This window comes from Granulicella sp. dw_53 (assembly GCF_018449545.1).
Taxonomy (GTDB): Bacteria; Acidobacteriota; Terriglobia; order Terriglobales; family Acidobacteriaceae; genus Edaphobacter.
Window position 1 is genome coordinate 28,903 of sequence record NZ_JAAVUR010000001.1, and the last position, 19,901, is coordinate 48,803.

Consider the following 19,901-nt stretch of genomic DNA (forward strand, 5'->3'; position numbering starts at 1 on the left):
CTTAGCTCTTTCAGCTGTAACAATAAGAGATAGGTCATCCTCTAAACAGAGGTGCGCGCGAGATACAGTGTTAACGAGATGATGCTTAATCGACTCAGGGATGTGCGACATTCGTATTGCTCCAACTAATTTCCCTAGTGTTATTTCAATCAGCATGGACGCCAACGAATAGCCACGGCCGTGACAGCAGAGACTCCGAGGGCCATAGCGTTCAAGACCTCGAACGTCCTGCTTCTAAGGCTACGGTCATCGCGAGCATCGGATGTGTTGATCATTACCTCTGCGGTAAAGGGGCGATAACTCATCCAGCGGTTTATCTTGGGTTTTGAATCGAGCTCATCACACGTTCCAGATGTGGTTGCAGCTGCAGTCAGAAAAACAGCCTTTGTCGCAGGCAAACTGGGAGTGTCCAGTTCAGGGTTTTGTGGGAACCTATCATTCAGATAGCAGAAGTCGTCTTTCGTTAAGGGGACGTAATCCGTACCGTTATCAGTGACAGCGGTAGTACTTATCGTGGCAGTAGTGGTGGTGGTCGTGGTCACCTCGGTTGCCTTGGGTTCCCTTAGTTGCAAGGATAGAAGTATCAGCGTTAGGATTGGCGCGGTTTATGATACCGAAGCACCGTTAGGAACTGTAGGGTACAGATCGAACTTGCTAGTCGCGCTCCAGTTTGCGCCCCCGCTTCACTAGCGGGTATTCAGGCTGAACCCGGAGCGGGTTTCCGCACGGTTGGAGTCCGCCGAATTCTTCAGTTCTCTAAATGGTTTCAATACATCGAAGTGTAGAAATTTCAGGATAGGTAATCGAAGAGCTCTCTGGTTCTAACCGAGAGGGGAGGTTCTGGAAAAACATCACAAAGTTGAATTCGAGCTTTCGTTTTCTGCGAATGCCATCGATCGAGAACTTTTAACCTAGTGAACTAGGCGTGCATTTGGGCGGTTATTGAAACCGATATATTAGTGCCGAGGTGCGCTTCGTTCCGCTCACCTTGGGACTAGCTCGCAGCATCGGTACAGAAATCTGGTGCGCCGGTCCCACTAGGAAGGTGAACGAGGAGAGGAAAGGGACGTAAACCTGAGGCACGGCTGCAGTCTCGAGGCTCTAGTTGCGGATGTCCTGCACAAGACCAATAATTGCGGACCAAGGATCGTCGGTGCTGATGCGAAGGCACTGCCCGATTGATCTTTCCCGACAAAAGACGTATTAGCAAATGTCTGATTGACGATAGCTACGCTTCATGGCGGCGAAGTAGACGGGGGTGGAAGTTCTTCTTCTAATTCGTGCCGCTGGGGAAGTAGTTGTGACAGTTTTGTTATTTCGGCCTCGGCAGGTTTGTGGCAATTGACGCGGCATCAGGTGTATGAAAAATTTGGCTCTCAATTATTTGGCACCTTCAAACGAACACTCAGAGGTCGGTATGCCGAGTGGTACGCCGTCGCTGAATGGTATCCGATGTCGATATCGGAGGCGGTCCGCTGCAGGACGTAAAACGACAGCGGCTTCAGGACGTTGGGCTACTCGGCCAGCCATCGAAGTTGAAGGTCTCGAATTCCAAGTACAAGGTCTAACCCGCCGAAATGATTTAAGACACTCATAAGGCGCTCATGCGCTTAGAGTCTTGACCATATTCTCGGCTATCGTCTGCGCAGTTTGAAGAGCAGATATGGAGATGATGTAAGTCAGCATAAGGTTATGCACCTAGGCAGACTTCTCAGGTTTGAAGGACATCCGGATTTATAACGCGCACAGGCTTTCCGTTGAGAAAGGCAAGTGCGTTCTCAACGCTCTTTCCATAGAACTCTTTGAACTCTTTCCATGTCTCCTGAACGTTGAAACCGAGGTGTGGCGTAAGGATGGTGTTGGGAGCACTTCTAAGTGGGTGATCTGATGGCAACGGCTCGCTGCCATAAACATCGAGAGCGGCAATGATTTGACGCGCGTGTACAGCCTCGATCAGTGCAGCTTCATCCACAATAGGGCCACGGGAGGTGTTGATGAGGATTGCTCTTGGCTTCATCTGCGCGAGAGCAGAAGCATCGATTAGCCCATGGGTGTGCGGCGAAAGCACCAGATGGATGCTGATCGCATCGGAACTCGTCAACAACTCTTCTTTCGAGACGAGAGTTGCGCCCGCTGCTTGCGCCCTTTCTACGGTGAGATTCTCGCTCCATGCCAGGACCTTCATATTGAGAGCCTGGCAATAGCGTGCCATGTGTGAGCCGAGACGTCCAAGCCCGATGATTCCGATTGTCTTTCCTGCCAAAGAAAGACCTACAGGCAATTGTTCCTGGAAATAGCCTGCGCGCATATTGGCATCGGCAGCAGGAATGGCACGAGCCGCGGCTAAAAGCAGACCCAAAGCCAGCTCGGCTGTAGCTGCCTCACCGCCGCCGTTTGCAACCGCACTGGACACAACAATGTTCCTTGCCGTGCAGGCGGCGAGATCGAGCGAAGGATTAGAGGAACCGGTAATGCCCAGCATGCGCAATTTGGGTAAACGAGCGATCAATGAATCTGGAAGCGGCGTGCGTTCGCGCATGGATAACACGATCTCGAAGTCTGCGAGCGCCCCAGCTACCTCGTCCTCGTTCTGAAATGCCCTCTCGAAATAGGTTATTTCGGCGACAGCGGCCAGTGCCGACCAATCCGTGCTCGCCTTCGCGATGCGTTGCCAGTCGTCCAACACTGCAACCTTCGTGATTGTGTCTCCTAAGTTACCCATTCTCTCAAATCTTCTTCACAGTTTGTTCGTCCCGGGGATGTTGAGCGCCATCGATTACAGTAGATACTTTCCTGGTATTGCAGACTACGGCCTCTAGCGGCTCTTGCCATTTTTGATCGAGCTTTCCGTCGATCTTTAAACGACTTATCCACTTTTCTTCCAGGTTTCTTCGATCGTGGGTGAATAGACCCTAAGCTCGAGTCCCGACATTGTCTTTGCGCTTGTTCAGGCAACATCCGCTCGTATTCGTTATGCAACTCTTCTTTGATCCACTGGACCAGGCCGCGAATCTCGGCTTGTGTATTGTCCGAGAGGAAGTTCGAGTAAAAGAGTTTCAAGGCTCGAATTCCTTTGTCCCTAATTGTTTGGAGTCGTAGCAGGATTTTCCGTGAGCGTCATGAATGTCTCAGTTGTCGGTCAGAAGGAAACCATACTCTTATGATATCCGAGATCGAGAGGGGGCGAGTCTCTCGAATATCGGTGCTGTTTACGCCGGTCATCGAATTTACAAATGAAAATTGCATCCTCATGCTCTCGGGCATCGGCATGCGTTGGTGTATTGATGGCACTGAATGACAAGATTACTTCGACCGTAACACCGATGCGTCGAGTCTGGCGGATGTAGAAGATCCCCACCCCGGTGGCGTACTTGCCCTGAAGGGTGATAGACAGTGAGGGGCCGATCCATGAGCGTGAATGGCCACTTGCGTTTGATCCAGGAGGTGCTCGTGAATCCTAGTTACCGCGACAAGGCTCGTTACTGCCGGAAGGTGATCAGAGATACCCAACCGTTTCGCCCTCGCTGCCGAAATTATTGAAGGGGGATTCCAGAAGAGCTTCGTAGCTATCCCAAGCTCGCAGAAGTAGGCAGAGTCTGCCTGCACGCCTTGTACCCCTCGCGCTCACCCGTACCCAACGATGCCTGCAGAATTTAAAAGGAATCATATCGATGCCGAAATCCGCCTGGAAAAGTGAATCGCTCGAAGCTGCGATTGAGACCAATACCCCGATCATCGATACACAGCACCATTTCTGGAGCAAGAACCGACGGCGGATATGGGCGCGGCGTTCAATGCGTATGGCGATATCGCGCGAACGGGCCAGAGGCGTTGTACTGTGTATCATTTACAGTTGAAAGATCGGCAACCCGATGAAGCCCACCATTGCCCCTATTGCTGCGGAGTTCAAGGGACTGGAAAATCCCGCTGATAGCTTGACCTCTTTCATTAGTGACAGAATAAGGGGAAACCCAAGAAGGGTAATTCCTGATTTCTCCTTGAGCTAGATTTCTACCTCAAGCCGAAACCGCAAGCTTTTCAAATCGCTAATTGGCAAATGTTTGAGCCGTTCGGATAGCGCCTTCGACAATCAAGCAGTTGTCGATACGAGTGCCGTAGTCTAGGTGGCGGTTCTAAAAGGTTTCAGATTGCTAATGGTCTGAATCGCAGCCTGAACCGTTTAGGCTATAAATATCAATGCCGATAGGATGCCCCAAACCTTCCTATTCTCGCTGAACCCAGATACGAATGAGACCATTTATGAGCTGTTATCCAAGGGACGCTTCCCATAACATATGCCAGCGGTAGTATCAGTAACTGGATATCTTTCCAGCTCTGCTTATTCCGCTGCCGTGGTTCGAGTTGCCGACAAGATGTGTTTCTGGGAAAGCCGTCGGGCAGGTGCCGATCAGTCATCACAGGGCGGCTTCTCGTCATTAGAAGTGGGTTGTAACTGCTGTTGTAGTCTTCTAGGAGCGGCTTCGGCGATAGTATCAGAAGCAGGTAGGAGTCACACGACAAGATGAGAGTCTCGATTCAGGTCTATTTGCGTGCAGGTAAAGCAACAAGGCGGTGCTTAGCAGCGGTTGTGTTCCTTTTATCGCCATATCTGGCAGGCGCACAAGAAAAAGTAGAATTGAAATACCAAGATGCCCGGATTCCGTTAGAACAACGAGTCAATGACCTGCTGTTGCGTATGACGATTCAAGAGAAGGTACGTCAGCTCGACATGTATTCAAGCGCGAGAGAGATTGTGAGCGCGCATACCGATGACACGCATGCGGCGCTGGGCGCTGCCTTCGTTCCGGAAAAAGCTCAATCTATCTGGGGAAACCTTGGCGTAGGCGCCGTTCATGATCTGAATCCAACTCCAGAGCAGGCGAATGCCATTCAGAAGTGGGTGGTCTCGCACAACAGGCTTGGAATTCCGGCGCTCTTTATTGAGGAGGGATTGCACGGCTACGATACCGGGACCGTGTTTCCTGCGCCAATCGGCTTGGCTGGCACATGGGACCCAGAAATAGCACGCGAGACCGGTGCATCGATTGCCGCGGAGGCGCGGTCACACGGAGTCGGCATGATCCTGGGCCCGGTGCTGGACCTGGCGCGCGATCCGCGCTGGGGCCGTGTGGAGGAGGATTTCGGCGAGGATACTTATCTCACCGGACAGTTCGGTCTGGCGTACGTGCAGGGCATGCAGGGCGAGACACTGGCGAGCGATCACTCGACAGTGGCCGAGCCGAAGCACTTCGTGGGACATGGCTCTCCGGAAGGTGGTGAGAACACATCGCCCGTTCACATGGGCGAGCGCGAGATGCGCACTGAAATGCTGGCGGCTTTCGAGCCCGCATTCCGTCAAGGTCACGCCATGGCCACCATGGTCGCCTATCACGAGATCGACGGGATTCCGATGACAGCGGACCCACTGGTGTTGAAGCAGATTCTACGCGGCGAGTGGGGCTTCCGGGGCTTCGCTCTCTCGGATCTCGGCGCCATTCGCAGGCTTTATGAAGATCACCGCGTTGCGTCATCGCCCCAGTCTGCGTCTTGCCTTGCCATCCGCTCCGGTGTCGATATGCAGTTTTACGATTTCGATCACGCCGTCTTCCAGAAAGCACTGATCGATTGCATACATGACGGCACGCTGGCTTCGGTGGATCTCGATCGCGCGGTTCGCAGCGTGCTGCGCGTGAAGTTTATGCTGGGGCTGTTCGATCACCCCTACGTTGACCCGACGCTCATGTCGCGGGCCGAACGCACACCTACGCATCTTGCGCTCTCGCTGCGTTCGGCCCGCGAATCGATGACGCTGCTCAAGAACGACGGGAATCTGCTACCACTGGCCAAGACCACAAAACAGATCGCCGTCATCGGTCCGAATGGAAACATCGCGCGCTATGGAGACTATGAGCGCGAGTCGAACGGCAAACACGTAAGCCTGCTCGACGGCATCCGAGAAGAGGCGCCGAACGCGCTCGTCACCTTCGACGAGGGGAAGGATATCTCTGTGGCCGTGGCGATGGCCAAGCAGGCCGACGTCGTGATCCTGGGCATGGGGGAGTGGCAGGGCGTAGAGGGCGAGGGATTCGATCGCATGAACCTCGATCTTCCAGGAAACCAGGAACCCCTGCTGGAGGCGATAGTCGCTACTGGCAAGCCAGTCGTGCTGGTCCTTGAGAATGGGAGACCACTGACGATCCAATGGGCGAAACAGCATGTTTCCGCTATTCTCGAAGCTTGGTATCCGGGTGAGCTCGGTGGTCAGGCTGTCGCGGAGACGCTCTTCGGCGACAACAACCCGGCGGGCCGCCTCACCATTACATTCCCGAAGAGCACCGGCCAGTTGCCGGTGTATTACAGCTCCGATCCGTCCCGCGTACACAAGTACGTCGACGATGATGGCAAGCCCCTGTTCTCCTTTGGATGGGGGCTGAGCTACACGACCTTCCGCTACGATCGCTTGACGGTAACACAGCCAACGTTGAAGGAAGGCCAAAACATACACGTCACAGTAGATGTGATAAATACGGGATCGCAGGACGGAGACGATGTAGTGCAGCTCTACCTACGGCGAGACTATAGCAGCGTGGAGACTCCGGAGAGAGAGCTCAAAGGGTTCACGCGCATCCACCTGAAAGCTGGCGAGACTAGAACTGTTTCCTTCAATTTACCACAGCGGGAACTGCAGATCTGGAACACGGATCGCAAATGGATTGTGGAACCTGGACGCTACACGCTGTGGGCCGGTGGTTCATCTGAAGCCACTCTCCAGACAACGTTTCAGCTCCGATAGTGCGCTCACCTCAAGCGATCACCGAGAATACGCCACAAATTGAGGCTCTGGTGCAAACAAAACCAACTTTTGGGGGTAGATTGATCTTTGGGAGAACCGAGGAGCCAAGTGAGCAAGCTGCGCAGCATCGAGGAATTGTTTGTAGGACGTCACTCTGACCGTGAAGTCATCATTCTGTGTACGTTGGTACTTGCATTACGAGCTCAGCTGCCGTGATCTGGTCGAGATGATGGCCGAACGTGGACTTGATCTTGCCCGCACGACCATTCTGCGGTGGGTTCGACGGTATGCCCCGGAGTTCTTCAAACGCTGAACCAGACTGTGCCCAACGGAGTTAGTGCAATAGGACCCAAGATCGCGGCTAAGCCGCGATCTCGGGTCCTATCTATCTTGCATCCTAGTTAATTTCGATTGCACTCAGCAGAGAATTGTTGACGACCGAAGTGAACGTAACTACGAAAGCTCCGGAGGAGTCCGCATTTTCCGTAAGCTCCTGTATCACTGCCTTGTTCTTGGCGCCTGCCGCGGCGAAGATGTCATAACTTGTCATCACCTGCGTTCCGTTGATGCTGATATTGAAGGTGCGGGATCCGATAGTGGAGAAGTAGGTTTTGGCAAAACTTTCGCGATATACGCCGGGGCAGTCATCTGTTTCGGCGGTTTGATCTTCGCTGGAATTCGCATGATGAGCGGAAGATTTCAGGATGGTTTCCCGGTCCAACAAATCCGTCAGGAGGATATGGAACCTTCAACGTGCGGCTTTGGTCGACACCTGCCTGAAGCGCGGGTACGAGGAATGCTCCCGGTCCAATCAAGTCGTAAAGGAAGAGCTTCTCGCGCACCTTCATGGGCGATAATTCGGATTGGGCGCTGGAGACGGGACTGCTGATGACTGGGATGCAGCACCAGGGCGCTCGTTCTGAGATGTCGATACCGGCATCGGCGAGTCGGGAAGCTCTGTATTGGCGATTTCTGCCACGGCAGATGAGGACACTGCCTGGGCCACCAGTTGCATTCTCGATCCGCCAAGGAGACAGAGGAGCACTAGAGTTGCAAGGTGGAACTTGGAGCGAATCAACGCGGGAACATTCTTCATTTGAGGGACACTTCCTTCTGAGCAATCAGTTGTTTGGGCTTATGAGCAAATAGATCGCCTACAGCGCAGAATGCTCTTCGGCGACCTGGGTAGACAGGCCCGGCTGATCGTTCAGCCGGTGGTAGGTGAAGTACGAAATGAAAACGACCGTGATTGGAATCACGAGCCTCACCCCTTGGCCGAACCCTTGAACGGCAAAATGGCACCACGCTGCTCCGACGAAGTCGAAGACGAAACCTGCATAAGCCCATTCCTTGAGCCTTGGATACTTCGGTACCAAGAGAGTGATAGCGCCAGCTATTTTCAGAATTCCGATCAGGTTCATGATGTAAAAGGGAAAGCCTATTTCGTGGAATTTCGTATCCATAATCTGCGTGTGCAACAGATACGAGGTCCCGGTGAAAAGAAACACGCAGCAAAACAAACCTGTGCTTGCCCAATACGCGATCTTCAAAGTCTTCAGAGTTTTCATTGGCTGCTCCTGAGCACTGTTTCAATGTGGGGGGAGGGTCGTATGCGTCCGGTATTCCTATCGGCGGGAAATCTAACGTGTCGCTTTCGCTTCCGCGTACAGAGCCGAGACAAACCTATCGGCGCTATTGCCTAAGCCAGCGGGCAAGGGATCTGTCCCACCCGGAACCTTGGCGTCATACGGAGCGGTGAGCTTCGCGACGATCACCTGTTGAAGCGAACTTCCGTTTGCCACCATCGCCTGAACCTTGGCTCGAATATCGAGGATCATGTCGCGGTAGGCTTTGACATCTGCAAGTGTGGGCATCGATCCATGCCCAGGCACGAGCTTCGTATTTGCATCAGCGATACCCAACAACTGATCGATGGCTTCGAGCGTACCCTTGAATGAGGCGCCGCGAGTTGCATCGACAAATGGGTAGCCGTAGTTGCGATAGAAGTCGCCGATCATGATGACATTCGCTGTCTCGAAGCGAATCATCGTATCGCCGTTGGTGTGACCTGACGGAAGCGGGATGAGGTCCACTGTCTCGCCATCGAAATGAATCTTTACGGGAGCGCCAGCGCTGTAAGTCACAATGGGAAGTCGTTCAGGATCTTTCCACGAGGCTGCGTCCCCGACTGCCGCCAGCACTGCCGGAGGAGGTGGCGTGACGAGCGCTTGCCTTACCTCTTCGCGGGCGAAGATGAGAGCGCCCATCTTTGCAAAGTTCGGATTTCCCCCAGTATGGTCAGGATGATAATGGGTGTCGATCAGAAACCGGATTGGGCCGGGATTGATCTGCTTGATCGCAGCAGCGAGCCTATCGGAGAGAGGCGCGTAGGTCGCATCGACCATCAACACTCTCTCCGGTCCCGCCAGGATACCGATACGACCGCCGGCTGCCTCGGGATGGCCAGCATCCGCGCCGGGCGAGCCGGTAAGGATGTAGACATTCGGCGCGAGCTGCTGGGGAATGAACTGTACTTTTGCGTAGTTAATTCCAGGCCCCTGGGCGACAGCCAGTGCAGTAATCATTACCGCAGCAAAGGCAAAGAACGCGTTCCTAAAAATGGTTTTCATGCTGTATTCGCTCCTTCGATCGAGCACTGAAGTGCAACCGATCTGGACTTGATTACAGCTCCCTTTGAAGACCTGCTTCTTAAGCTTGTGTGAAGTTAGGTAGCAACGCTGCGCAACGCATTGCGTTTGTGTGCAGTCCTAAGTAATCCGTTGCTCGTTGCACCCCTCTGGACAAGCCCCGTAGTTCGCGGCATCGTGGATATAGGGAGTAGTGAGCCATGCCAAGTCCTTTTATATCCAGCGGAGCATTCATGAATACCGACGAAGCAGCGGCGTTGCTTGGTGTCCACCCAAAGACATTGCAGCGACTGGCACGTTCGGGGCGCATCACCGCCTACCGTGTTGGCAAGCTGTGGAGATTCCAAGCTCGCGACTTGTGGGCGGATGTCGCCGTACGAGTCGTGCCTTTGAATGGGCTGTATGACGGTGTCGCTACGACTAGCATTTGATCTCTGGTTGGTTCTGAGCTTTGTCGGTCAAACTTGTGGGTACAGTCTTGGGAATAGTTCTTCCAGTGCGCTCTCTGGGAAGCGAAGTGAGACGGAACCCTTTGGCGTGGAAGATGCTAGCAATCCAAGCTCTGTCACGTCAGCGAGAATGCGACGCGCGGTACGTTCTGGAAGGCCTGTGATGCGCGCAACCTCTCCTCGTTCAAATTCACCGCGCATAAGCGCCTCTTCCAAGAGAGCGGCAGCTTCCGGCTTTAGAGTGTTACTTCTTTGAACGAGGGTCCGAAGTCTCTGCCTCAACTCATTCAGGTCGAACAGCCCGGACATGAACTGAACTTGATCCAGGCAGACTCGAAGAAACCAAAGCACAAAGTCTTTCAGGGCCTTCAGCGAAAGATTTCCTCGTCCGTCCAAGTCCCCCTGTCGTGGCATGTCCGCCAAGTCCATCATGCTTTTGTATTCGCCTCGACTCTCAAGTCCTCGTGCAAGGCCGCGCGAGATTGACCAAAGCCCGTGCGCTCCGATGCCTATCTGGTGTGCCATTGCGTGACTCATCAAACGGCTCACACGCCCATTCCCATCAGGAAATGGATGAATGTAATTCAGACGGTGATGCGCGGCTGGGATGGCCGTGATGCGGCCCGCTGTTCCAAGCTGAGATAGGCTGTACCGCTGCTCAAAATACCGCATGAAGTCCGCCACGCGTTCGCTGGAAGGCGGCAAATGCCGACCCACCGCATTGTCGTGTTCTGGCCTCGAACGCCATTGGCCTGGAACCATCATGATTTCCCGTGATTCGTTCTTAAGGGTGAGCATCGCCGGGGAAGCGTCCCGATAAAACTCGTTGTGAATCCACTGAACAAATCCAGCGGATGTCGCGGGGGGCAAGGTACCCCGGAGAAACATTCGGTCGATCTCTGTCTGCACTCGGACATGCGCCGCCGCTTCGATTTGCAGGTTGCGGCGTTCTTCATTCTGATCCAGTTCGCCCGATAGAGCGCGTTCTATGTCGCGTGGCCGTGTATTGTGCCCTTCGATCAGATTGCTGTAGTAGGTGTTCATGATGCGTACAGCATCGGCCAAATTCGCGGCTGTGAGGGGATGCAGAAATTTACCGAGCATGGATACGGCGGCTGTCAGATCTGCAACAACGTCCGCAATGGCGGATGAGGGCTCGTCAATGAGAGCTGGTTCGATTCGACTTGTAGTCTCAATGTCTGACATGGGATAAATGGCCGAAGTTTTCCAGTTGGAATGCTCCGTATCCATTGATAATACGCCACCCTGATCGCCAACATTGGCCGATGTTGTGGCCGATGTTGGGCGACGTTAAGCTTTTAGGGAAACGGCCTAAAGTCGCGGATCGATTGGCTCGCTCTCTAACGCGAGGACTCCAAAGACGCATTCATGGGTAAGCCGTAATGGCTCCTTGCGAACGAATCGCTCCAGTGCCTCGATGCCTAGGGCGAACTCCCGACTTGCGAGCGAGCGCTTGGCTCCAACGTTCCGCGAACGCAGCCGTTCGAGGTTCTCGGGGAGGAGATACTCTGGGCCATAGATGATGCGAAGGTACTCCGCACCCCTGCACTTTATGGCAGGTTGCGTGATGCCACGTTTGCCCTCTGCGATGAAGTTGAGAGGTTTCACAACCATGCCTTCTCGGCCTTGAGCTGTCATGTCCGTCCACCAGGCAACTGCATCCGAAGTGTTCGCCTCATCTTGAAGATCAACAACCTTGAATGGAGTAGCGAACAATATCTCCGAATCCGCAGCGCAGAGCCTAGCAATCGTCTCCATGTGCCAAGTGTGCGGCTTGTCTGTATGAACTGCGCCTTCACTTGCCAAAATATGGAACGGTGCGAGTTTGAGATCGCCTAATGAGCCGACCGGCCAGCAATACTGCCGATAGGCCTGAGTGTAATGCGCAACAGCATTGAGCCGCTTAGTAGTCTGTGTAGAGAGCGACTCCATGCCGGGGACGCGCAGTAGCGCCTTTGTGATGAGTTCGCTCTCAGCTCGAAGAGCATGGACGCCTGCATTGCCGACAGGCGCATACTGCTTCTGGAGCAGCTCCTGCGCCTTCGCAGACCAAGGCATTAGCTCGCAATCCAGGCAGAGCCAGTCTGTGGCGAGTTCATCCCATAGACCAGACCTCTCGACTGCCGATTGCAGGCGGGCGAGGAACTGATGTTCCAACGCTTCATCGGTGAAGAACCGGCGACCGGTGCGGGTGTAGACCGTTCCGAGTGATGCTTGCACGACACCGAAGCGCTTTTGCGAGACGGCCTCGTCTTTGCAAAGAACAACGACAGCGCGCGAGCCCATATGCTTCTGTTCGCAGACGACGGTTGCGATGCCTTCCTTGCGGTAGAAGGCGAATGCCTCGTCGGGATGTTCGAGCAGGTTCTCGTGCTTGCTTGTCTCTGTGGGTGACATCGTCGGCGGAAGATAGATGAGCCACTTCGGGTCGCTTGCGAACCGGCTCATGACCTCAAGTGCAGCGATGGCGTTCTCTTCTCGTATCGTGATCTTCGGCTTCAACCGTGTGTCAATGAGGCGCTTGCCGACCACATCGGCAAGGTCGAGCACATCGTCCTGTGCGTGCTGCAAAAGCCGCTGAGTCTCGGTCGCTTCAGGCAGGAAGGGACGTGCAGGTTCGTAGTATGTTTGATGCGCTTTGACTAAGACGATATCGCGCTCGGGATAGCGCAGCGCTGTGAGATGGCCACCGAAGACACAGCCTGTATCAATGTTGACCGTGTTGTTGAGGAAGAGCGGCTCGGGAACGGGCGTGTGTCCATAGACCACCAAAGCCTTGCCGCGATAGTCCGCTGCCCAGTTATAACGAACGGGCAGGCCAAACTCGTCCGTCTCTCCGGTTGTTTCACCAAAGAGGGCGAATTCCCGCACTGCTCCTGACCCACGACCGTGCATGGACTCCTTGAGGCCAGCGTGGGCAACAACGAGCTTTCCGTCGTCGAAAACGTAGTGGCTAACGAGGCCATCGAGAAATTTGGCAACTTCGACGCGGAAATCATTCGACTCATTGCCGAGTTGTTCCATCGTTTCCGCAAGCCCGTGTGTGCGCTTCACGTCCTTACCTCGTAACGCGCGTACGAGCTTGATGTCGTGATTGCCCGGAACGCAGAATGCTTGGCCGGACAGCACCATGCTGGATACAAGACGAAGAACTTGAACTGTCCTTGGACCACGATCTACGAGGTCGCCTACGAAGACGAGCTTGCGGTCGCCCGAGGACGACACCGAATACACACCATCGATTTGATTCACGGTGTAGCCGAGCTGCGCCATCAGTTCGACAAGCTCGTCGAAGCATCCATGAACATCTCCGATGATGTCGAATGGGCCGTGCTCGGTCTTCTTGTTGTTCCAGAGCGGGTGACGTTCGATGGTTACGGCGTCCACTTCCTCGGGGCTGGAGAGCTTGAAGACGTGGCGAATGCCTTCGCGTTCCAGTCCGCGCAGGGAACGGCGGAGCTGCTGTGATTGGTTGCGAATGACGTGCGGCCCGAATTGTCGGTCTGGACGAAGCGCGTTGCGATCCTGACACACGCGCTCCGAGAGGTCGAAGACAATCGCCTCTGCGAAGAGATGAAACTCCTTCGCCAGTGCGATCAGAGACTTCCGTGCCTCGGGCTGGACATTCGTTGCGTCGACTACCGTCAGACGACCACGAGCGAGCCGCTTACGCACAATCTCATGCAGCAGGTCAAAGGCCTCGCCGGTAGCAGACTGGTCGTTTTCGTTATCGGATACGAGCGCACGGCAGAAGTCAGAGGAGACGACCTCCGTCGACAGGAAGTGCTTTCGGCCAAACGATGACTTGCCGGAACCTGAAGGGCCAACGAGGAGGACGAGCGACAGTTCGGGAATGCTGATCTTCATGCTGCCACCTCCTTCTGTGTAAAGACTGCCATCTGCGTTGGTGCCCCTCGTTCTGCATCGACTGGACCTACGGGCTCAAATCGAACTCCATATCCAAACCGCTCTGCGACTCCGCTGGCCCAGCCTTCAAATTCAGAGCGCTTCCACTCGAAGCGGTGATCGCCGTGGCGGAACTCGCCTGCGAGGAGCGTCTCAAAGACTGTGTTGTAATCCGCGTTCGGCGTGGTCAAGACGACATGCGTCGGTCGTGCAAACTCGAACACGATGCGCTCGAAGGTCGCAAGACGAGGCGCATCGAGATGCTCGATGACTTCCACAATGGCGGCTGCTTCAAACCCGTTCAGCCGCTGGTCGCGGTAGGTGAGCGAACCCTGGATGAGGTCGATGCGGCTGCGCTGCCGTTCCGGCAACTCATCCAGTCGCAAGCGCTCTTTCGCGGTCTCGAGCGTTCGCCAAGACACATCCATGCCGAGGATAGTCTCAAACTGCTTCTCGGATAGAAGCAGCTTGAGCAACTTGCCCTCGCCACAACCGAGATCGACAACGCGCTTTGCACCTGTATCCCGAATGACTGACAAAACCGTCTGTAGGCGTTGGTCATGCAGGGACGGTGTGCGCGCTGTCACAGGCGACTCCACAGAAGGCGCGTCGCCTGCCTCATCGCTTGCAGTGTCCTCCGCCATCAAACGGCTCAACGCTTCTCGCGCAAGGCTCCGCTGGCGTTTTAGGTAGCGCGAGACGATGAGGTCTTTTTCGGGATGGGTGCCAAGCCATCCTTCACCACGCTTCAGCAGCTTCTCGATCTCGTCGTTGGCTACCCAGTAGTGCTTCTCATTGTCGAGGACAGGAATCAGCACATAGAGGTGCGTGAGCAAGTCTTGCAACCGAACAGTACCTGCGATGGTCAATGCGACATAGGGGGACGCACCCCATTCAGGGAACTTCTCGTCAAGCTGTGAGCCCTGCATTTCTATGGAGTAGCCCAGCGGCTCGAAGAGACGCTTGACCAAATCTTCACCGCCGCGAGCCGCGATGACTGGCAGATGGGCAGTCAACGGTATGGCTGTCTCCGCAAGCTCAGGACGATCCTTGCTCCGACCGCTCATTGCCGTGCTGAATATCCGGCCCATCGCGACGCTGAGAAAAGAATTCGCAGCATACGGACGGTCATTCACGTACTGCTCTAATTGTCCGCCTTCACCGGCTGGCCCTCGACCGCGCACGAGCGCTACCGGGTCGATCTCGACCAGCAGAGCTGCGGTGCAGAGGTTAACGGAAGCATCGGGATAGAACACATAGGCCTTTCCAAATGAAAGCTCTTCCGTCTGGAGGCGTGCCGGATTCTTGTGGAGCAGATAGCCGAGATCGGTTGCCGGCTGATGCGTAGTGGAGACTGTTAGGAGCATTGAGAACTAAGTTTACGTGACAGGGCTAACTACGCTAAGATCGCGGCTCTCGACCATCATGCAAGACTCGTCACAAACTATTTTTTGCTGGTTTTCCACAGGCAAATCGTGTCCGTAGAGTTCCCATGAATTCCTTAGAAGACACTGTAGCGACTGTAACGATTCCAGAGCGCCAAAGATCTCTGCTGTAGCCGTCGTGTTGGCCCATAGACAAATCCAAACGCACGTTCCATTGTGTGTTCAGGAGGCGTACGAGCCATGTCCGAATTCAAGCTAGTTTCTGAACCGTTCCTGGATAGCGATCAAGCCGCCGCTATCCTTCGCATTCACCCCAAGACCCTGCAACGCCTCGCGCGATGCGGTCGTGTCACCGGCTATCGCGTCGGGAAGCTGTGGCGGTTTCACGCCTCCGACCTGGAAGGCCGTCACGATAGCTTCTCTTCCACACTCGACTCCGACACTGCCGAGCGGTACGCTTTAAGTACCACTTGTGTCCGCAACTAACAGGAGGAATATCCATGTTTGTTCGGACACGATTTCAATATGGCAGTCTGCGGCTACGGAAGCGCGAGCGGAGTACCGACGTGTGGGAGTTTCGTTATTACGAGACCAGCCCGGTTGGCAAACGGATCAGGCAGAGCGTCATCCTTGGGGATCAAGCTCTCTACCGGACCGAGGCCGATGCACGCAAGGCGACGCAAGCTCTTCTCATGCGGCTCAACGACGAAGCTCCACGCGCTGAGATGGAAGCTCCGACGTTCGGGGCTCTGCTCGATCGGTACATCGAGCATGAGTTGCCAGAGCGACACTCGACTCAGAGGTCGCATCTCTCGAACATTCGGAAACACATCAGGCCGCGTTGGAGCGATCAACCGATAAACAGGATGAAACCGATGGCGATGGAGCAGTGGCTGCGCGATCTGCCTCTGGCACCCAAGTCGAAGGTCCACATCCGAAGCTTGATGCACCTGGTTATGAAATGCGCTGAACGATGGGGAGTAATCGAGATCGGCAAAAACCCCGTCGCTTTGGTGCGCGTCAAGAACGCAAGCAAGCGGCTGAAGCGGCCTCAGATCCTCGAAGTGGCTCAGTTCTTCGAGATGCTCAAGCATCTCGCGGAGCCGTACCGAACGATGGTCATGGTGGCGCAGTGTACGGGGCTTCGGATCAGCGAAATCCTTGGCCTGCAGTGGGGCGACTTCGATTTTGAAGCGCACACCTTCATGGTTCAGCGCAGCGTTGTCAGCGGAAGGGTAGATGCGGTGAAGACGGAATATTCAAAGGACTACGTTCCGCTCGATCCACGTCTTGAAGGACTGCTGCTCGAATGGCGGACCTTCAGCGCTTTTCCCAGCGATGCAGATTGGGTCTTCGCCAATCCGCAGACCGGGAAGCCCTTCCACCAGGAAAGCCTCAAGAAGCATCAACTCCACCGGGTCGCCGAACTCATCGGCCTGCCGGACGGGATCGGGTGGCATACGTTTCGCCACACCTACCGTTCATGGCTGGACGAGACAGGCGCTCCAATGAAAGTGCAACAGGAGCTGATGCGACACGCCTCCATCCAGACGACGATGAACATCTATGGACGGGCGATGAACGACTCCAAACGCAAAGCCAACAGCCAGGTCGTTGGGCTGGCATTCGGCGAAACGATGGAATCGAGAAGGGAGGCGTTAAGCACAACAGCCCTTCAGTAGAAGGGCTGAATCAGTGGCCATTTCCGATTGGGGGATAATGGGGACTTAATTGGGTTTTTCGTTTCTCGTAACTGATTGATTTGATTGGTTGCGGGGGTAGGATTTGAACCTACGACCTTTGGGTTATGAGAAGGCTAAATAGCTGATTCTAAAAGAACTATAGCGGCGTAGATGATCCCTAACCTCTCTTTGGAATCAGTAGGATACAGGGTGTTCTTCCTTACCGTTCCCTGATTTGTTCCCTCGTCTTTCACCTTCGAAGGGAACCATGACCTTCGGGATTGACGTCTTCACGTCAAGCATTACAACCCGTTTAGTATGAATCCGTTCAGTCCCGAGCAGCGGATATGCATTGTCGCTCCTCTGTTAAATCAGACTTCTGGCAATTGTTGCTGCGTCAGATATGCCAAGAGGTCTGGATTGGACAGCACGCCTCTATAGAAGACATGGCCCCAGCTGTTCACGGACCTAAATGCGGCCAACTCACCAAAATTTTGAAGCGATTGCTCGACATTCTGTTCTGTTCTGCGTAGCGAGTTAACCATGCGAAGTAGTCGGAGATATTCCGCTCGAAAAAAATGGTGGTATCTATTGATGATTGCTAGTTCTGATAAATGCCGACGAACCAGTGCAATCTCTGTCTCTGTGAGGCTTATTGCTGGTTCAAGTTCGATCGAAGCAGGAGCATCGTATGGCTCGCTGATTGTTAGGTCAACGATCTGTTGTGCTAAGAACGTATCGTAATAGCCATGAATGAACAGCTTCCTGTTGGAGCCATCAACCGTTTTACTTCCCTTGTTTAACTGACATGCATCGCACATTGGCAGCAGATTCTGAGGAAGAATCGAGAACTCAGGATAGTGTTCCTTCGGTAAATAGTGATCAAGGGTGTTTGGAGTGCCTTCCTCCCCACACGCTGGGCAAAGCTGAAGGGTCCGTGCCCTTAGTGTTGCGATCACGCCTCCCTGTGTCGACCCGTCCGCTGGGGAAGTGTACAAATTGCTGAATGTCTTTTTACGGGCAGCGGCTGCGACCCAAGGTTTGATCAACTCCGGGTTCCCAAAGTTCTGTCTATAGTGCGATGCCCGAGTCTTCCATTCATCGTTGATACCAGCAAAAAAGTTACCGTGCTTACCGTTCTGCCGCTCCTGCACCACTGATTCCAAGTAAGTAATCTCGTCCACATTAGGTTCATCCAGGCGCGTCACCATTTGCCGTCGCCCATCGCGTGAATTTGGATTAAGAGCTCTTCATTGACATCGGCTCCCAGGCTTTCGATCAGAGCTGCGGCACTTCCGTTCAAAGCGTCAAGCTGCGACTGTAACCACTGTTCAAATGGTTTCGATACAGACTTGTCACCGAACACGTAAGACGAGATTCTCTGCACGTCTCCACCGAAAGTCTCAAAAGGTGGTCTCTTGATGAAGAGACCCTCATCAGTTCGGTCGAGCACGTGAACGCAATCACGTGGTGTTTCGCGAACGGTAACCACCGAGTGCGTTGCTATCAAAGCTTTAGAGCCAAAGTTGTGCAGGATCGTCTTGAGCATGCTGATAAACGCGATCTCCAACGTAGGGTGGAGGAATAGCTCAGGCTCGTCGATCAACAACAAGGAGTTCCGTCGGATCGTTCCGAGAATGTTGATCACAATGTAAGAAAATAGCCGCTGTCCTGAACTGAGAAATACCTTCTTTCCGTCTTTTAAAAATTCAATACCGTGTGCGAGCTTCGTATGTTTACGAAGCGCAGCCAGCTTTAGATGCGGAGCATGAAAGTCTGTAATCGGAATGTAGCGTACGCGTTCTTGGTTATCTTGACCTTCGTTCAACACCGCCGTGTATACCGCCAGCTCCCCATCCTCAAGGCCATCATTGTAGAATTCCGTGACATCTATGCCGGCGTCTACGAAAACTGCAGCCACGTCGAAATCGATGGAAGTCTTTAGCACTTTCTCCATCGTCCGAAGACGATTGGACCATTCTTTGATCGCAACAAACTTCTGATCACCGGCAAGGCAGGAAAGAAGCGAGCGTGCCGCATCCGTTTTCGGGATGTTTCGCGACAAAACAACCTCGTCTGATTTTCCTGTGGCGCTCAATTGACGCCGTTTACCTCGCAGACCGAAGTAGCGATAGACATCTTCATCCCTTCGCGATACTTCAGATGAGCTGTTGAGCGGAAACAGCTCGAAGGGACTGTAAGACACTACGACGAGTTGGTTGATGTTTGGTCTTGACTCGAAGCCGACGGTCTTACTGCGCTTTTCGGGAGAGGCCAACCAATCCGTCACAATCTGCAACATTAGTTGTGATTTGCCGATACCATTAGGACCAATCAGCACGTTGATGTCGTGAGGCAAAATGCTCCCCGAAGTAAATCGAAGCTCCAATTTCGACAGCTGTCCATCGCTGGTCCGAAAATGAAAGATCTGATTCTGGACGGAAATGCTTTGGTTCGAGAAAAGTTTCCAGCCGTCGAGGTAAGCCTTGATGGAACCTTGCTCACGTTGAAGTGAGTTCTCGAAACCACGGGTGCCAACGAGTTTCAGAGCATCTGAGTCTTCGTCGATGCGGGTCAGAAGACTGGCATCATGGAGACTACGAGCCACATCGAGAGCCGCTGGCAGTCCCTGGATACCGGCAATCTGCTCATAGAATGCCAGGGTGTTCGGTATAGAGATGAAAGGCTTGGAGGGAGGCGGAAAAACCCCATCCCAGCCGTTCTCAAGCAAAGAATCCAAGTATTCAAACGTCACCTGCTCGTTCTCGACCAGAATGCGAATTGCATCCAGATCGACGATCGAGCTGCCGATCTTGCAACTCGTTGGGAACGAAGTCTTATAGTTGTAGTCGTCCCATCTATCAAAGAGGAGTAGAAGAACATCCTCCTTCGCATCCAAATATTTTCTGCGCTTCTTGACGTCAGTTCCTACATAAACAATCTTCATCTTTCGGCCCTCAGCCATTTTGCGATTTCTTCGCCGTTTGCACTTTGCTCCACAACTACAATGCTGTGTC

The 19,901-nt window shown here is 53.9% G+C and carries 13 protein-coding genes and 1 pseudogene; 5 read left to right on the forward strand and 9 right to left on the reverse strand.

Annotation, left to right across the window (positions count from 1 at the left end; genetic code table 11):
• Positions 1 to 1,711 precede the first annotated feature (1,711 nt).
• The gene (locus HB393_RS00145; protein ID WP_213803120.1) at positions 1,712 to 2,722 is read right to left on the reverse strand and encodes a D-2-hydroxyacid dehydrogenase family protein; all 1,011 of its coding nucleotides are present in this window, start codon (positions 2,720 to 2,722) and stop codon (positions 1,712 to 1,714) included.
• A 1,914-nt stretch (positions 2,723 to 4,636) separates the two neighbouring features.
• Between HB393_RS00145 and HB393_RS00150 the strand changes: the two genes are divergently transcribed.
• Positions 4,637 to 6,793, forward strand: coding sequence for a glycoside hydrolase family 3 C-terminal domain-containing protein (locus HB393_RS00150; RefSeq protein ID WP_255550690.1), 2,157 nt, complete (start codon positions 4,637 to 4,639; stop codon positions 6,791 to 6,793).
• 126 nt (positions 6,794 to 6,919) lie between these two features.
• Positions 6,920 to 7,103: pseudogene (locus tag HB393_RS24990) on the forward strand (IS6 family transposase); the annotation flags it as partial.
• A gap of 87 nt (positions 7,104 to 7,190) precedes the next feature.
• Here the strand turns inward: HB393_RS24990 and HB393_RS00155 are convergent.
• The 3 genes from HB393_RS00155 to HB393_RS00165 form a co-directional block, all read right to left on the reverse strand.
• On the reverse strand, positions 7,191 to 7,388 hold the full coding sequence (locus tag HB393_RS00155; protein WP_345944994.1) for a malectin domain-containing carbohydrate-binding protein: 198 nt from the start codon (positions 7,386 to 7,388) through the stop codon (positions 7,191 to 7,193).
• A 559-nt stretch (positions 7,389 to 7,947) separates the two neighbouring features.
• Positions 7,948 to 8,361, reverse strand: coding sequence for a DoxX family protein (locus HB393_RS00160; RefSeq protein WP_213803122.1), 414 nt, complete (start codon positions 8,359 to 8,361; stop codon positions 7,948 to 7,950).
• Positions 8,362 to 8,433: 72 nt separating this feature from the next.
• Positions 8,434 to 9,423, reverse strand: a complete 990-nt coding sequence (locus tag HB393_RS00165; RefSeq protein WP_213803123.1) for an MBL fold metallo-hydrolase — start codon at positions 9,421 to 9,423, stop codon at positions 8,434 to 8,436.
• A 251-nt stretch (positions 9,424 to 9,674) separates the two neighbouring features.
• Here HB393_RS00165 and HB393_RS00170 point away from each other — a divergent pair, with 251 nt between their 5' ends.
• Positions 9,675 to 9,872, forward strand: coding sequence for a helix-turn-helix domain-containing protein (locus HB393_RS00170; RefSeq protein WP_213803124.1), 198 nt, complete (start codon positions 9,675 to 9,677; stop codon positions 9,870 to 9,872).
• Between the two features lie 27 nt (positions 9,873 to 9,899).
• Here HB393_RS00170 and HB393_RS00175 read toward each other — a convergent pair whose 3' ends face one another.
• The 3 genes from HB393_RS00175 to HB393_RS00185 form a co-directional block, all read right to left on the reverse strand.
• A complete protein-coding gene (locus tag HB393_RS00175) occupies positions 9,900 to 11,141 on the reverse strand; it encodes a Fic family protein (protein WP_213803125.1) in 1,242 nt (413 codons plus the stop codon).
• An 81-nt stretch (positions 11,142 to 11,222) separates the two neighbouring features.
• The gene (locus HB393_RS00180; protein WP_213803126.1) at positions 11,223 to 13,778 is read right to left on the reverse strand and encodes a polynucleotide kinase-phosphatase; all 2,556 of its coding nucleotides are present in this window, start codon (positions 13,776 to 13,778) and stop codon (positions 11,223 to 11,225) included.
• Positions 13,775 to 15,184, reverse strand: a complete 1,410-nt coding sequence (locus HB393_RS00185) for a 3' terminal RNA ribose 2'-O-methyltransferase Hen1 (RefSeq protein WP_213803127.1) — start codon at positions 15,182 to 15,184, stop codon at positions 13,775 to 13,777. The genes HB393_RS00180 and HB393_RS00185 overlap by 4 nt, the downstream gene beginning before the upstream one ends.
• 258 nt (positions 15,185 to 15,442) lie before the next feature.
• Here HB393_RS00185 and HB393_RS00190 point away from each other — a divergent pair, with 258 nt between their 5' ends.
• Positions 15,443 to 15,688, forward strand: a complete 246-nt coding sequence (locus HB393_RS00190) for a helix-turn-helix domain-containing protein (protein ID WP_213803128.1) — start codon at positions 15,443 to 15,445, stop codon at positions 15,686 to 15,688.
• A gap of 14 nt (positions 15,689 to 15,702) precedes the next feature.
• A complete protein-coding gene (locus HB393_RS00195) occupies positions 15,703 to 16,884 on the forward strand; it encodes a site-specific integrase (RefSeq protein ID WP_213803129.1) in 1,182 nt (393 codons plus the stop codon).
• Positions 16,885 to 17,255: 371 nt separating this feature from the next.
• On the opposite strand, the gene HB393_RS00200 is transcribed toward HB393_RS00195, so the two are convergent.
• A complete protein-coding gene (locus tag HB393_RS00200) occupies positions 17,256 to 18,095 on the reverse strand; it encodes a hypothetical protein (RefSeq protein ID WP_213803130.1) in 840 nt (279 codons plus the stop codon).
• On the reverse strand, positions 18,089 to 19,831 hold the full coding sequence (locus tag HB393_RS00205; RefSeq protein WP_213803131.1) for an ATP-binding protein: 1,743 nt from the start codon (positions 19,829 to 19,831) through the stop codon (positions 18,089 to 18,091). The genes HB393_RS00200 and HB393_RS00205 overlap by 7 nt, the downstream gene beginning before the upstream one ends.
• Positions 19,832 to 19,901 lie beyond the last annotated feature (70 nt).

What these genes read in the sequence shown, in the direction of transcription:
- HB393_RS00145 (WP_213803120.1), bottom strand. Translation starts at nt 2,722, where the DNA reads ATGGGTAACTTAGGAGACACAATCACGAAGGTTGCAGTGTTGGACGAC.
- HB393_RS00160 (WP_213803122.1), bottom strand. Translation starts at nt 8,361, where the DNA reads ATGAAAACTCTGAAGACTTTGAAGATCGCGTATTGGGCAAGCACAGGT.
- HB393_RS00165 (WP_213803123.1), bottom strand. Translation starts at nt 9,423, where the DNA reads ATGAAAACCATTTTTAGGAACGCGTTCTTTGCCTTTGCTGCGGTAATG.
- HB393_RS00170 (WP_213803124.1), top strand. Translation starts at nt 9,675, where the DNA reads ATGAATACCGACGAAGCAGCGGCGTTGCTTGGTGTCCACCCAAAGACA.
- HB393_RS00175 (WP_213803125.1), bottom strand. Translation starts at nt 11,141, where the DNA reads ATGGATACGGAGCATTCCAACTGGAAAACTTCGGCCATTTATCCCATG.
- HB393_RS00180 (WP_213803126.1), bottom strand. Translation starts at nt 13,778, where the DNA reads ATGAAGATCAGCATTCCCGAACTGTCGCTCGTCCTCCTCGTTGGCCCT.
- HB393_RS00185 (WP_213803127.1), bottom strand. Translation starts at nt 15,184, where the DNA reads ATGCTCCTAACAGTCTCCACTACGCATCAGCCGGCAACCGATCTCGGC.
- HB393_RS00190 (WP_213803128.1), top strand. Translation starts at nt 15,443, where the DNA reads ATGTCCGAATTCAAGCTAGTTTCTGAACCGTTCCTGGATAGCGATCAA.
- HB393_RS00195 (WP_213803129.1), top strand. Translation starts at nt 15,703, where the DNA reads ATGTTTGTTCGGACACGATTTCAATATGGCAGTCTGCGGCTACGGAAG.
- HB393_RS00200 (WP_213803130.1), bottom strand. Translation starts at nt 18,095, where the DNA reads ATGGTGACGCGCCTGGATGAACCTAATGTGGACGAGATTACTTACTTG.
- HB393_RS00205 (WP_213803131.1), bottom strand. Translation starts at nt 19,831, where the DNA reads ATGAAGATTGTTTATGTAGGAACTGACGTCAAGAAGCGCAGAAAATAT.